The organism is Shewanella scandinavica (assembly GCF_031932065.1).
Classification (GTDB): Bacteria; Pseudomonadota; Gammaproteobacteria; order Enterobacterales; family Shewanellaceae; genus Shewanella; species Shewanella baltica.
The window spans coordinates 95,265-108,724 of sequence record NZ_JAUOES010000008.1 but is presented as its reverse complement, the minus strand read 5'-3'; the positions used below and the strand labels follow the sequence as shown (position 1 = coordinate 108,724).

The 13,460-nt window shown below is 46.2% G+C and carries 11 protein-coding genes and 3 tRNA genes; 7 read left to right on the top strand and 7 right to left on the bottom strand.

Annotated elements, in window-relative coordinates; genetic code table 11:
* Positions 1-22 precede the first annotated feature (22 nt).
* Both Q4Q50_RS08970 and psrA read right to left on the bottom strand, forming a co-directional pair.
* On the bottom strand, positions 23-2,302 hold the full coding sequence (locus tag Q4Q50_RS08970; protein ID WP_311899101.1) for an acyl-CoA dehydrogenase: 2,280 nt from the start codon (positions 2,300-2,302) through the stop codon (positions 23-25).
* A 16-nt stretch (positions 2,303-2,318) separates the two neighbouring features.
* On the bottom strand, positions 2,319-2,957 hold the full coding sequence (psrA, locus tag Q4Q50_RS08965; protein WP_006081559.1) for a TetR family transcriptional repressor PsrA: 639 nt from the start codon (positions 2,955-2,957) through the stop codon (positions 2,319-2,321).
* 220 nt (positions 2,958-3,177) lie between these two features.
* Here psrA and Q4Q50_RS08960 point away from each other — a divergent pair, with 220 nt between their 5' ends.
* Positions 3,178-5,043, top strand: a complete 1,866-nt coding sequence (locus tag Q4Q50_RS08960) for a M2 family metallopeptidase (protein ID WP_311899100.1) — start codon at positions 3,178-3,180, stop codon at positions 5,041-5,043.
* A gap of 114 nt (positions 5,044-5,157) precedes the next feature.
* Here the strand turns inward: Q4Q50_RS08960 and smrA are convergent, their stop codons facing one another.
* Positions 5,158-5,748: a DNA endonuclease SmrA gene (gene smrA, locus Q4Q50_RS08955; protein ID WP_311899099.1), complete on the bottom strand. Its 591-nt coding sequence runs from the start codon at positions 5,746-5,748 to the stop codon at positions 5,158-5,160.
* 118 nt (positions 5,749-5,866) lie between these two features.
* On the opposite strand from smrA, the gene Q4Q50_RS08950 reads away from it, so the two are divergent.
* Together Q4Q50_RS08950 and Q4Q50_RS08945 are read left to right on the top strand one after the other, a co-directional pair.
* A complete protein-coding gene (locus Q4Q50_RS08950; RefSeq protein WP_311899098.1) occupies positions 5,867-6,442 on the top strand; it encodes a YybH family protein in 576 nt (191 codons plus the stop codon).
* 104 nt (positions 6,443-6,546) lie between these two features.
* Positions 6,547-7,065, top strand: coding sequence for a YchJ family protein (locus Q4Q50_RS08945; protein ID WP_198573476.1), 519 nt, complete (start codon positions 6,547-6,549; stop codon positions 7,063-7,065).
* A gap of 171 nt (positions 7,066-7,236) precedes the next feature.
* Here the strand turns inward: Q4Q50_RS08945 and Q4Q50_RS08940 are convergent, their stop codons facing one another.
* The 3 genes from Q4Q50_RS08940 to Q4Q50_RS08930 form a co-directional block, all read right to left on the bottom strand.
* Complete coding sequence (locus Q4Q50_RS08940) at positions 7,237-9,420, bottom strand: putative bifunctional diguanylate cyclase/phosphodiesterase (RefSeq protein WP_311899097.1); 2,184 nt, start codon at positions 9,418-9,420, stop codon at positions 7,237-7,239.
* A 237-nt stretch (positions 9,421-9,657) separates the two neighbouring features.
* On the bottom strand, positions 9,658-9,945 hold the full coding sequence (locus Q4Q50_RS08935) for a DUF406 family protein (protein ID WP_006081553.1): 288 nt from the start codon (positions 9,943-9,945) through the stop codon (positions 9,658-9,660).
* 208 nt (positions 9,946-10,153) lie between these two features.
* Positions 10,154-10,642 carry a VC2046/SO_2500 family protein gene (locus tag Q4Q50_RS08930; protein ID WP_006087195.1) on the bottom strand — a complete coding sequence of 163 codons (489 nt, stop codon included), beginning with the start codon at positions 10,640-10,642 and terminating at the stop codon, positions 10,154-10,156.
* Positions 10,643-10,767: 125 nt separating this feature from the next.
* On the opposite strand from Q4Q50_RS08930, the gene Q4Q50_RS08925 reads away from it, so the two are divergent.
* The 4 genes from Q4Q50_RS08925 to Q4Q50_RS08910 all read left to right on the top strand — a co-directional run bounded on the left by Q4Q50_RS08925 (position 10,768) and on the right by Q4Q50_RS08910 (position 12,551).
* Positions 10,768-10,852 (top strand) — tRNA-Tyr (locus Q4Q50_RS08925).
* Between the two features lie 71 nt (positions 10,853-10,923).
* Positions 10,924-11,008: transfer RNA gene (locus tag Q4Q50_RS08920), tRNA-Tyr, on the top strand.
* Between the two features lie 84 nt (positions 11,009-11,092).
* Positions 11,093-11,177 (top strand) — tRNA-Tyr (locus tag Q4Q50_RS08915).
* A gap of 228 nt (positions 11,178-11,405) precedes the next feature.
* Complete coding sequence (locus Q4Q50_RS08910) at positions 11,406-12,551, top strand: PLP-dependent cysteine synthase family protein (RefSeq protein WP_311899096.1); 1,146 nt, start codon at positions 11,406-11,408, stop codon at positions 12,549-12,551.
* A 119-nt stretch (positions 12,552-12,670) separates the two neighbouring features.
* On the opposite strand, the gene queE is transcribed toward Q4Q50_RS08910, so the two are convergent.
* The gene (queE, locus tag Q4Q50_RS08905; protein ID WP_311899095.1) at positions 12,671-13,339 is read right to left on the bottom strand and encodes a 7-carboxy-7-deazaguanine synthase QueE; all 669 of its coding nucleotides are present in this window, start codon (positions 13,337-13,339) and stop codon (positions 12,671-12,673) included.
* Positions 13,340-13,460 lie beyond the last annotated feature (121 nt).

The window sequence follows — 13,460 nt, the reverse complement described above, 5'->3', positions numbered from 1 at the left end:
TAACATCAAACACTAGCAATCACTATAACGCTTCGAAATCATTCACATTAATTGCCGCTAAGCGCAGCTTATCAGCATGCTGCAATTTCTGCTCTTCATCGGCAGTGATAACGCCTGTCTCGAGTGCTTTTGCAAACAAGACGAGATTAGGCACTTTGGCTGGCAGTTCACCGGCACGCTGCGCTTTCTTCAGCTTTTTATAAATATCTTTACAGGCATATTGCGCAACAAATGCTTGCTCAACTTCTGCAATACCGCCCTTATCCCCTTCAAATTCAGGACATAAGAAAGTAATACGTTCACGAGCAGGGCCAGGCTTCAACATGCCGCCGACTAAATCGGTCGCCATTTTGTCGCTCGGTGCAGTGAAGTGATTACCCAGCGGGAAGATTAAGCCGCGCAGTAACCATGCCACAGGACGGCTCGGGAAGTTACGGATCGTGTATTCCAGAGCTTTCGTCGCTAAGTGCAAACGATTGGCCATTACATAACGTACTGCGGGTAAATCGTCCTGTTGACGGCCATTGTCTTCAAATAGCTTCAAGGTTGCTGAGCCTAAATACAACTGGCTGAGCACATCGCCCATACGTGCCGACAGCATTTCTTTGCGTTTTAAATCGCCGCCCATGATCAGCATGGATAAATCTGTCATTAAGGCTAACGCAGACGAAATACGCGACATATCTTTATAGTACTGCTTAGTTTCACCGCTCACTGGCGCACTGCCAAAACGGCTACCACTTAACGCGCTAAACAAAGCACTGAAAGCATTACGCGTGGCATAACCCATGTGGCCCATTAATAGCGCATCAAAACGCTCTAAGGCTTCATGTTGGTTTTCCATCGCTGCGGCTTCCATTTCGGCAAGCACGTAAGGATGGCAGCGAGTCGCACCTTGACCAAAAATCATCAAGGAGCGGGTTAGAATGTTCGCGCCTTCCACAGTGATCGAAATTGGATTCGACATATAAGGGTGGCCTAAATAGTTTTTAGGTCCTAATTGAATGCCCTTACCCGATTGAATATCCATGGCATCGTTCATCACAGAACGGCCTAGCTCAGTCATGTGGTACTTAGCAATCGCAGTCACAACCGAAGGTTTAACTTTAAGATCGATACCCGTAGTCGTTAAACGACGTGCGGCTTCCAACTGATAAGTGTTGGCAATAATACGTGCCAGCGCTTCTTGCACCCCTTCAAACTGGCCAATCGCCATACCAAACTGATGACGCACATAACTGTAAGCCGTTGTCGTCTTTGTCGCCATGTGACCAGAAGCCGTTGCCAGTGCAGGCAATGAAATACCGCGGCCCGCCGACAAACACTCAACCAGCATACGCCAGCCTTTACCAGCAAACTCAGGGCCACCGATAATCCAATCCAGCGGGATAAACACTTCTTTACCTTGGGTGGTACCGTTCATAAACGCCATACCTAGCGGATTATGACGACGACCAATAACCACACCAGGATGATCCGTTGGGATCAACGCACAGGTAATGCCTAAGTTTTTCTTATCACCAAGCAAGCCTTCAGGATCGCGCATTTGGAACGCTAAACCCAAAACCGTCGCCACTGGCGCCAGCGTGATGTAACGTTTATCCCAAGTCAATTTTAGCCCGAGCATCTCTTCGCCATTGAAGGTATCACGGCACACAATACCCACATCGGGGATAGCGCCGGCATCACTGCCCGCTTCAGGACCGGTTAATGCAAAACAAGGGATTTCATCGCCTTTAGCTAAAGCGGGTAACCAGCGTTCTTTCTGCTCACTCGTACCATAGTGGGTCAGCAGCTCACCCGGGCCTAAAGAGTTTGGTACCATTACTGTAACAGCAGCGCTTACGCTGCGGCTGGCTAATTTGCTGACAATGGTAGAGTTAGCATAGGCAGAGAAAGCTTTACCACCGAATTTCTTCGGAATGATCAGGGCGAAGAAACCTTCTTTCTTGAAGTATTCCCACAACTCTGGTGGTAAATCTTTACGGTTATGCACTATGTCGAAATCATCGATCATCGTCAGTGCTGTCATCACTTGATTATCGATAAAGTCTTTTTCTTCAGCGCTCAGCGTCGGTTTACCGTAGCTGTGCAAGGTATTCCAGTTAGGATTTCCGCGGAATAACTCCCCTTCCCACCAGACATCACCGGCTTCCATCGCTTCGCGCTCGGTATCTGAAAGTGGCGGCAAGACCTTCTTGAAAAAACTAAAAACTGGGCGGGTAATAAACTGCATCCGGATATTTTTCACCGCAAACAACACGACAATGGCTATCAGGGCAAGAATTATAATCGTCAACATTATCAAGACCTTTTAATTAAGAAGAAACAGGGACTGATACGCCAGCCGCCATATATGGGATCACTTTACGGATCACGGCTTCGATGTCGTTATGCTCACCAAACTCAGCAGCAGCGATATCGTTTAGGGCATCGGCGGACGCCATAGTGAATACGATAGTGCCTAAGGTAAAGTGTAAACGCCAAAACATTTCAGCGGGTGGAATATGTGGCGCACTGGCCGACACGGCTTTAACAAAAGCATCGAGATGCTGGCCGTAATGGGTAGTGATAAACCAACGTAAATGCCCTTGGCTTTCGATATAGCCGCGGCCTAAAAGCTGCAGGAAGATCGTAGTGCCTTCGGTACGTAGCGCGTTTAAATCCAATAAAGGATCGACCAGCGAAGACAAAATTTCTTCGAGTGTTGCTTGTGCTGGCGCGGCATTTAAGCGATTAATTTGGTTTGAAGCCGCAGGCATAAACACGTCTAAATAACGCGCTAATACTGCACGGATCAGCTCTTTTTTAGAACCAAAGTGATAATTGACCGATGCTAAATTCACCTCAGCCTTACTGGTGATGAGTCGCAACGAGGTCTCAGAAAAGCCCCGTTCGGCGAACAGTTTTTCTGCGGCATCAAGTATTCTAGTTTTTGTATCGGATCGACTTGCCATTCCGTGACCTTGAATTAATTTAAAACACTCGTTTAAATTAAACATTGGCACCACGGATGTCAAACTAAAATTGGACAAACTCACCGCTTTCTAGCCTGCATACCCACTGCATGTCGAACATCTACGAATTAAGTGTGACTAACAAGCCCATTAACCCTTGTGCAATAAGCCTTAGCTTTAGGTAAACTGTGTAACACAAAAACAACAAGGACAAGTAGACATGGTTATTTCATTGAATCGTCGCAGTAAAATCGCACTTACAGTCGCCTTAGCGCTGGGATTAACGGCCTGTAATGATGCACAAAGCAAAACTGACAAGTCTGCTAGCACTGAAGCGGCTGTCATCAATACCGCCCCAGATAAAGCACAAGCCATTGCTTTTATTAACGATGCTGAAGCCAAAATGGCTGAATTATCAATTGAATCTAATCGCGCCGAGTGGATTTACAGCAACTTTATTACCGATGACACTGCTGCCCTCTCTGCCGCAGTCGGTGAAAAGGTCAGCGCTGCGTCAGTAAAATTTGCAACAGAGGCGGCTAAGTACGCCAATGTGCACCTCGATCCCGTTAATGCTCGCAAACTCAATATATTGCGCAGTGCATTAGTGTTACCCGCCCCGCTCGATCCTGCGAAAAATGCCGAGCTTGCACAAATAAGCTCGGAGTTAAATGGCTTATACGGCAAAGGAAAATACTGTTTTGCCGACGGTAAGTGTATGACCCAGCCTGAGCTATCGAGTTTAATGGCCGAATCACGTGATCCCGTTGCATTACTGGAAGCGTGGAAAGGCTGGCGTGAAATCGCCAAACCTATGCGCCCCTTGTTTCAACGTGAAGTGGAACTGGCCAATGAAGGCGCGAAGGATCTCGGTTATGCAAACCTGTCTGAGCTATGGCGCAGTCAATATGATATGAAACCCGATGATTTTTCACAGGAACTCGATCGTCTTTGGGGCCAAGTCAAACCCCTTTATGAATCATTGCACTGCTACGTACGCGGTGAACTCAATAAAGAATACGGCGATAGCGTCGCACCGACCACAGGACCTATCCCTGCACATTTACTCGGTAATATGTGGGCCCAGCAATGGGGTAATGTGTATGACTTAGTCGCCCCTGACAATGCCGACCCAGGTTATGATGTCACTGAGTTACTGGCAAAAAATGGCTATGACGAGCATAAAATGGTGAAACAAGCCGAAGGCTTTTTCACGTCGCTAGGATTTGCGCCATTGCCTGAGAGTTTTTGGGCTCGTTCACTGTTTGTTCAGCCAAAGGATCGTGATGTGGTTTGCCACGCCTCGGCATGGGATCTCGATAATCTCGACGATATTCGCATAAAAATGTGTATCCAAAAGACCGCCGAAGACTTTAGCGTGATCCATCACGAACTTGGACATAACTTCTATCAACGCGCTTATAAGCAGCAACCATTCCTGTTTAAAAACAGCGCCAACGATGGTTTCCATGAGGCGATTGGTGACACGATTGCGCTGTCGATCACCCCAAGCTACTTAAAGCAGATTGGCTTATTAGATGAAGTGCCTGATGCCTCTAAGGACATTGGCCTCTTACTGAAGCAAGCTTTAGATAAAATTGCCTTCTTGCCCTTTGGTCTGATGATAGATCAGTGGCGCTGGAAAGTGTTTAGCGGCGAAATCACACCTGCCCAATATAACCAAGCATGGTGGGATCTCAGGGAAAAATACCAAGGCGTAAAAGCACCGACGAAGCGCAGCGAAGCTGACTTTGATCCAGGCGCTAAATACCATGTGCCAGGCAATGTGCCATACACCCGTTACTTCCTCGCGCATATTCTGCAATTCCAGTTCCATCAAGCGCTGTGTGAAACTGCGGGCGATAAAGGTCCGGTTCATAGATGCAGTATTTATGGCAATCAAGCTGCGGGAGAGAAACTCAATAAGATGCTCGAGTTAGGTTTAAGTAAGCCATGGCCAGAAGCATTGAAAGAAGTCACTGGCAAAGAAACCATGGATGCCAAAGCTGTGCTCGATTACTTCGCGCCACTTAAAACATGGTTAGATGAGCAAAATACCGTCGCAAATCGCCAATGTGGTTGGTAATGACGCGTTAAGTCATCGCCAAATTGCATAAAGCAAAATGCCCAACGAGATTGGGCATTTTTATTCCATGTTATTTCTTCAATACTTTTTATCAAATACTGGGCCTGTTTTGGTCTAACGCCAGCCCATGCCTTTACGATTGGCTTCACGGTTTTCAAGCTTTAACTGTTCAGACTTAGTTAACATCACATACAGCGCCCCAGTGCCGCCCTGCTCAGTTTTCGCGGAATGATAGGCCAGCACCATATCCAACTGTGATAACCAACAACACACAGCGGATTTGAGTAATCCAGCAAAGGGTTGACTCTGATGACCTTTACCGTGGATCAACATCACACACCGCTCACCGTGCGCCTGCGCTGCCAGTAAATAGTTGAGTACGGCCTCGCGAGCTTGATTAAGCCGATAGGCATGCACATCGAGCTCCATCTTGATACTGTATTGCCCCATGCGTAACCGCTTGAAAACGCCGCCTTGTACCCCCTCACGCTTAAAGCTTACAATGTCATCTGGCGCTTGCTGTGGAAACGCTTTTAAATCCAGCGGCATACACGCTAAATAAGCTTCTCTTTGTAAGGCATCACGTCTGTGGATTTGTTCCGCCGTTAACGCTTTGGGCGCAAAAATCACCACAGGCACCTCGCCTTTCAGTGGCACAACTCCAGCCATTTCCTCAAAAAACAGTGCTGATTCATCATCCAGCATGGCAAGCTCCTTTACTTCACACTCTTGTACAGAAACACACTTTGTAATCATTCAAGGCTTTAGTTCAGCGGGCGGCTCCATTATAGTGACGCCATGATTGCCAGATTAGAATAAAGTAATGAAATTTTTGCCGCTAGTCCTGATGTGCCTATTGTCGCTGCCAAGCTTAGCCAATCCAGCTAAAACGCATACAAAATCCACCGATGATCAATTGATCAACGCTAATTATCCTTTATTTATTAGCGCTTTTAATCAATTGTCCCCTGAAGTGACTCGTGAGATTTATGCCGATGACGCTAGCTACTTGTCTGAGAGTCAAAGTAAAGAAATTTACTATGGCCGAGATAATATCGTCGCGATTTACCAAAAGTTTTTCGATAAAATCCGCGCTAAGAAAGCCACTATCGACGTCGATTTTCGCATCACCAAGCGTAAAATTATCGGCGATGGTGCTATAGATACTGGCTATTATTTGGTTCGATTTTACCCAGCAAAAGAAACGGGCGAACCTGTGAGTGAATTTGCGGGCAAATTTGCTATTGGTACAGAAAAAGTCTCATCCACCCAATGGAAAGTGAGCTTAGATACCAATAACCGCGCAGAACCTAGCTATTATCTGAATGCGAAACCGGTACCTAACTTATATTATGGTCGCCAATTTCCACCTTTACCTGTGGGTAAAAAATTACCCTAATGTTAATACCGATTACGTTTAAATGGACTATCTCACATTTAACTCATTTAGATAGAAATCGAATAAATTTAAACAAATACAATTAAATTAAAGATTTAGCTAACATGACTACAACTAAGCAAACCTGTCCCTGTGGCAGTGGGCTAAGCTATCAAGATTGCTGTGGTCCACTGCATACGCATGTAGACTCTGGGCAAGTGATTGCCCGTACACCTGAACAACTTATGCGCTCACGCTACTGCGCATTTGTATTGAAAAATTTTGATTACATTTTAAAAACACATCATCCAGACTATCTAAATGGCCTTACTCTCACGAGCCTCAATGCTGGTCCTCACCCACATTGGTTAGGATTAGATGTACAGAGCAGCACTGAAACACCAATCCACAATGCTCAAGCGGCGATAGCTGAACAACGACATGGCACTGTTACTTTTAAAGCTTGGTATAAGCTCGATGGTGAAATTGATGCTATCTATGAGCGATCAGAATTTATCTACCAAGCAAGTCGCTGGTATTACAGCCAAGGTCAGCAAATGACGGCTAAATTACCCGGTAGAAATGATCTCTGTATTTGCCATAGTGGCAAAAAATTCAAACAATGCTGCTTAAAATCTCGATAGGTATACAGTGCTGAACTGCACTGGAGAATGACGGTGAAGGTTTATAGTGCTGATTGAACAAGCACAGAGATGAATAATAAAGGCAACCTAGATTACAAACCTAGGTTGCCTTTTTTTTTATCGTGAGCAGCACATTTGAAATAATTGTGACTTAGTGGATTATGTGTAACTTTAGTGGGTTATGACTGAAGCGCTTTTAGCCGACAAGATAAATTGTGCAAACTCAGGCTCCCGTAATGCGGGGCTATAGAGATAGCCCTGCGCCTGATGGCAAAAGCTTTTCGCTAAAAAGGCTTCTTGTTCAAGGGTTTCAACCCCTTCTGCCGTCAAAGAAATATTCAAAGCACTCGCCATGGCGATAATGGCTGAGACTATTTCGCGGCTTTCGCGGCTCACAGTCAGATCTGAAATAAACGACCGATCAATTTTGAGTTTACTGATCGGGAACTGCTTCAAATACCGCATTGAGCTGTAACCCGTACCAAAATCGTCAATCGCAAGCCCCACGCCTAATTCAGCCAACTCTTGGCATAACAGCGTCGCATGGCGAATGTCGCCCATCAACTCAGTTTCAGTGATTTCTAAAATTAACGTTTTAGGTTTCAATCGATAACGAGTTAATAGCTGCCACACCTGCTCGAATAAATTGCCACTGAAAAACTGACGGGCCGACACATTCACGTGCATTGTCATGTCCGCGTTATGGTGTTGCCACAGGTTCAACTGGCGACATGCGGCCTCTAACACCCAGCTGCCGATGGAATTAATCATCCCCGATTGCTCGGCAATATCGATAAAAGATGCGGGAAATAACACGCCTCTTTTAGGGTGATGCCAACGGATTAAAGCTTCAGCGCCAATATAGGTATTCTGCTCCAAATCCCTCAGTGGCTGATAATACAGCTCAAACTGACGGCCACGAATGGCACTGTGTAAATCGCGCTCTATCTGTGCATCTTCTTTAAATGCGCTCAACAAAGTACTGTTAAACACTTGGATTGCAGTGCCTTTTTTCTTTTTAGCATACTGAACAGCAATATCGGCACAGGTTAACGGCGCAAACAAACTCGCCACCGAGGCGATATCAACCACAGCTAAGGCAGGCTTAGGCTCGACTTGCTCGCGACCGATTAAGATAGGCATAGCCAGATGCTGATACAGACGCGTACTAAAATAGTCGAGATCGTATACCGCGTTATCATCGGTCAACAATACGGCAAATTCATCGCTGCCGACACGGGCAATTTCGGTGGCTTTATTGATTTCGGAGAAATGTTTCAAACGGCGGGCGATTTCGATCAATAAGCTATCGCCATTCTCATGACCATAGGTATCGTTAAAACGCTTAAATCCTACTAAATCAACTAATAACAACAGTCCCTTATTGGTACGTTCAAGCACTCGATTAAAGTGGGTGCGGTTATGTAGCCCCGTTAATCCACAGCGCCAAGCGAGGCGTTCAAGCTCTGATTTGTAGTTGTGCTCATCGGTATTTTCTTCACACGAGACCAAGGCATAATGATTGCCGCGATCAGTAATAAATTGACTCAGCACGTATGTCAGCCAATAACGGCTGCCATCGACACGGCTAAACTGCACTTCGCCTTTGGCAATTTCGCCCCTAAAGATTTGCGCTAGGGTTTGCTCGGCTAATTGGGCATGCTGCTTAAAAAAAGCCAATTCACGAATATTCGCGCCGATTATCTGCTCACGGGGCATGCCAGTGATTTCACTGTGCGCCTGATTCACATACTCGACTTTTTCAGTATGCAAATTTATGAGCATACTGATCTGCCGCGATTGCTCCGTCGCGCAGCGAAATAGGCTCAGTCTTTCTTCTTTGTCGTAGCTGTGTTTCGTCGCTAAGGTCAGAGCTAATTGATCTGCCATCTGGCACGCGAGGTGGATTTCGCTGTCGTGCCAGTGAGGGGTGAATTGCGCCCGCTCGATGCAGAGCACACCTTCCAGACGACCATTGATGCGAATGGCGATGTCGAGACTCGAATTGATGTGCCGCGGGATAAAATAGCACTCTGCCAATTCACTTAAACGGGGATCGGTCAGCGTATTGCCAGCATCGATATGGCGCAGGGTTTTAAGCTCGTGCACATAACGGGGACAAGCTTGTAATAGTTTAGGCCTATGAATGTCTTGCAACATCATAGAACCGAATTGTGCAACGAGTGTTTGGGTTTGTTGATCAGCTGAAAACGTCCACACTGACACCAAAGAAACCGCTAAATTCTGGCACAACAACTCTGTGGCTAACTCTGCTGTCTTGGTGAAATCGCCCTGCTGTTTTGCAGTTGACTGAACCAAAGACTCCAATAAATGCTGATGCTGACGTCGCTTCACGCTGATTCCCTACAAAACTTCGTGTTGGGCTAAAGGTCTTTGCTACGCGCAAACGTACCTTGAAATGTGCAATTAAGCTGATTGAATTATTCTTATTTGGAGGCAGATTACACTATCTATTGTAAGTGCAGCAACATGTGGCACAATTTATTACAATTCAGTTAACAACTGCAGCATTTTTAGACAGTTAAAACGATTAAGTTCGAATTCTATCCGCTAAAAGTGCTGCACAAAAACTTATAAACCGTTTTCCAATTGGAAAATCATTTTCTCAGCGCTCACACCAAAGGTCAGCAGTAAATCGATACCCGCCGCCGTGGTCACAAACTCAGTTTGTACTTCAGCAAATCGAGCTTGGGCACGGCTCGCCATACTTTCTGCATCTGTTTGCGCGCTATCGCCAACAAAATTTAACGTCAATAAGGTATCGTGTTCATCAATGACGGCGCCGATATCGACAAAACTGCCACAATCGGTGCAAGTGTCATTCACTGCCGGATTCTGTGCTTCTATTATGCCTTTCATCTGTATTCCTTATTTATAAAGCGACTGATTAACGGCATCACTAAACTATGCTCGCTAATTTATTTGCGCGGTAAGTGGCTAACTCGATAGGTTAATCAGAATTATAGGTAATTAAGCCTCAAGATAACTGGCTTTAGCTCACGCTTATTTACTGAAATGGCGCAGATTGACTCGATTGGCATTGAAGACCACTTACGGGAAGACTGCCCTAGGCTGAAGCGAGCAGAGGCACGAGATTACGTTGGATTGCCAATTGATCGGCAAAATGCATGATTTCAACCTTAGGCGCGCTGAGTTGGCCCCTCTGCCTGAGCTGGGTGACATGATCACAGTTACTCAGGGCCTCGGCCATTGCAACGCTCTCACCGCCTCGGATCACTAACGCTTCCGGTCGCAGTGCCTGCTGTAATTGAAATGCCCGCGGACCTTGAGCCATAAAAATACTGCTGTTATCGACTACAGGTTCGGCACAAGATAAATCCGCCATTAAGCTTTGCTGCGGTGGTAATTCGAACTGACGCTGTAATTTTTGCGCCATATCAAGCTCGTTTTGCCATTGAAATTGCGCCATGTCCCGTGCGTCAACCGACAGTAACGACAGCAACAGGGCGAATTCGCCCCGTCTGTCGTTTTCTATCGCCGCGTTTAAGCGGGTGCCAATTTGGGCTTCGTTGACTAAAGGAACATCAATTTGCATAAAAAAACATCGTCAAAACAATTCGTTGTTAGTTAATCGACCATTTGATGCATAACTTTAGGAAAATTTTTAAATTGGGTATTTACATGCAAAAGGTTTCTGACTACTATGGCGGCCGCAATTGAGGAGGGGTTCCCGAGTGGCCAAAGGGATCAGACTGTAAATCTGACGGCTCAGCCTTCGAAGGTTCGAATCCTTCTCCCTCCACCATTTGCACTGTAAGTTTGTGAGTGTTGTTCGAAAATGATGTAGAGTTTTACAAAAGCGTTAAAGGTATTCGTGGAGGGGTTCCCGAGTGGCCAAAGGGATCAGACTGTAAATCTGACGGCTCAGCCTTCGAAGGTTCGAATCCTTCTCCCTCCACCATCTTTATCTCTAACGCAGATAATCATTTTCAAGTATCAAACATGGCCAATGTTTGGTTCAGCTTTGAAAGTAAAGAAAGTTTGTGGAGGGGTTCCCGAGTGGCCAAAGGGATCAGACTGTAAATCTGACGGCTCAGCCTTCGAAGGTTCGAATCCTTCTCCCTCCACCATTTCTTTCACTCTCGCATATTCTTCTTGTTCCACTTCCGCATAGTCTTTTCCAACTTAATCTGACTGTTCCAGCTTAATCTGATTAAATTCTTGGCATTTCTATGTTAAGTAAACCTCTTGGTTAACGACATTTTTTGATTTCAATTACGTCGTGCTCTACTTTAAGCTAATGCCCCCAAGCAGATCCAATAAAACCGCTTTACCCGTCCCTGTGATATGCTCTAAAAATGATCCCTTTCGAACTAACTATGATGATATCTAACACAATTCAACCGCCAGTGGACTCACACAGCGCTCACAGACTCTGCCCAACGTGGGAAGCCCATGCGATAGGCAAGATTGAAGCGGATTTTCAGCGCAGCGCCGATACCCATTTGATTAAACTTGAATTACCTATGCTCGATGGCATAGATATTTATCTTAAAGATGAAAGTACCCATCCAACAGGCAGTTTAAAACATCGCCTCGCCCGCTCACTTTTCCTCTATGCCCTATGTAACGGCTGGATCAAGCAAGGCACGCCGATTATCGAATCCTCATCGGGCAGCACAGCGATTTCTGAAGCCTATTTTGCCCGCTTACTCGGTTTACCTTTTATTGCCGTGATGCCTAAAAGTACGGCTAAAAAGAAGATTGAGCAGATCACTTTCTATGGCGGCCAATGTCATTTTGTCGATCATTCCAGTGAGATTTATGCCGAATCGGCACGCCTAGCCGCAGAGCTGGGCGGCCATTACATGGATCAATTCACCTACGCCGAGCGCGCAACAGACTGGCGCGGCAATAACAATATTGCCAATTCTATTTTCAATCAGATGGAACGCGAGCCACACACAATCCCGCGTTGGATAGTGATGAGTCCGGGTACAGGCGGCACATCGGCGACCATAGGCCGCTACATCCGCTATCAAAGGTTGGCGACCCAGCTTTGCGTAGTTGATCCGCAAAACTCGGTATTTTTTGATTTTTATCAGAGCGGCGATGCCAGCTTAATCTGTTGCAATGGCAGTAAAATTGAAGGCATAGGTCGACCAAGAGTCGAGCCATCGTTTATTCCTGGCGTTGTGGATTCTATGCTGCAAATCCCCGACGCGGCTTCCGTAGCGACGATTCATTGGTTAGAGCAACTGATTGGCCGTAAAACCGGCGCATCGACAGGCACTAACCTTTACGGCGCATTGCAACTTGCCGTACAAATGCAAGCGCGTGGAGAACAAGGCTCAATCGTGACCCTAATTTGCGACTCGGGTGAACGTTACCTCGATACCTATTACGATGCTGATTGGATTGCAGCTAACGTCGGTGATATTGCCCCCTATCAGCGCCAACTTGCGGCATTCAATCATTTTGGTCAGCTAAGCGAGCTTGATTAATCGACTCGATGAAATCCTTTGAGTTGACGGCTTTAAAGTCCACTGCTAAACGTCAGCCATAAAAAACGCCCCACAATTGTGAGGCGTTTTTTTATCGTTTATAGATTAACTGAAGGGCATTAATCAATATTCAAATACTTATGGGTTTGGATCGATAAACGCCAATTACGGGCAATACACACCTTCATCGCCAGTTCAGTCGCTCTGGGCTTTTGGCTAATCGGTTGCAGGCAAATCGTTTTCGCTGAAATATCGATGCCTTGCAGCAACTCATCCAATTCAGCAATATGATTTTCAGTGGCGATAGGATGCTTAATCTCATTGGCACGGTTCAGCACCTGCGCTAATACCTTATAGCCACCTTTCATGTTCACCTTGGGCGATACCGTCACCCAAGTGTCATCGGCACAGTTGATGTCGAAGGTGCCACTGGTTTCGATTTGGGTCGCAAAGCCTTGGCTGTGCAAGGTTTCAGTTAATTCGCGTAAATCGTACATACAAGGCTCGCCGCCAGTAATCACGATATGGCGCGCAGTAAAACCTTTAGCATCAAAAGCAGCAATAAGACTTTGCGCGCTATGGTTTGCCCAGCGACCAATGGTGCCATCGACGCTAATGACTTGTTCAGGCGAGACCTTATTGGCTTCCAGCACATCCCATGTCTGTTTCGTGTCGCACCAAGCGCATCCCACGGGACAACCTTGCAGGCGGACAAATATGGCGGGCACTCCGGTAAAGACACCTTCACCTTGAATGGTTTCAAATACTTCGTTGACTGGGTAGTTCATGCTGGCGTTCCACTTTTCTGGGGCGGCATTTATAGTGGATTTTAGCTTGAGCTGCAAGTTTTTGCGCCGACAACGCCGATTTGATGTCGTTCGTCAGAGTTTGCAACGCCTATGGCCTGAG

What these genes read in the sequence shown, in the direction of transcription:
- Q4Q50_RS08970 (WP_311899101.1), bottom strand. Translation starts at nt 2,302, where the DNA reads ATGTTGACGATTATAATTCTTGCCCTGATAGCCATTGTCGTGTTGTTT.
- psrA (WP_006081559.1), bottom strand. Translation starts at nt 2,957, where the DNA reads ATGGCAAGTCGATCCGATACAAAAACTAGAATACTTGATGCCGCAGAA.
- Q4Q50_RS08960 (WP_311899100.1), top strand. Translation starts at nt 3,178, where the DNA reads ATGGTTATTTCATTGAATCGTCGCAGTAAAATCGCACTTACAGTCGCC.
- smrA (WP_311899099.1), bottom strand. Translation starts at nt 5,748, where the DNA reads ATGCTGGATGATGAATCAGCACTGTTTTTTGAGGAAATGGCTGGAGTT.
- Q4Q50_RS08950 (WP_311899098.1), top strand. Translation starts at nt 5,867, where the DNA reads ATGAAATTTTTGCCGCTAGTCCTGATGTGCCTATTGTCGCTGCCAAGC.
- Q4Q50_RS08945 (WP_198573476.1), top strand. Translation starts at nt 6,547, where the DNA reads ATGACTACAACTAAGCAAACCTGTCCCTGTGGCAGTGGGCTAAGCTAT.
- Q4Q50_RS08935 (WP_006081553.1), bottom strand. Translation starts at nt 9,945, where the DNA reads ATGAAAGGCATAATAGAAGCACAGAATCCGGCAGTGAATGACACTTGC.
- Q4Q50_RS08930 (WP_006087195.1), bottom strand. Translation starts at nt 10,642, where the DNA reads ATGCAAATTGATGTTCCTTTAGTCAACGAAGCCCAAATTGGCACCCGC.
- Q4Q50_RS08910 (WP_311899096.1), top strand. Translation starts at nt 11,406, where the DNA reads ATGATCCCTTTCGAACTAACTATGATGATATCTAACACAATTCAACCG.
- queE (WP_311899095.1), bottom strand. Translation starts at nt 13,339, where the DNA reads ATGAACTACCCAGTCAACGAAGTATTTGAAACCATTCAAGGTGAAGGT.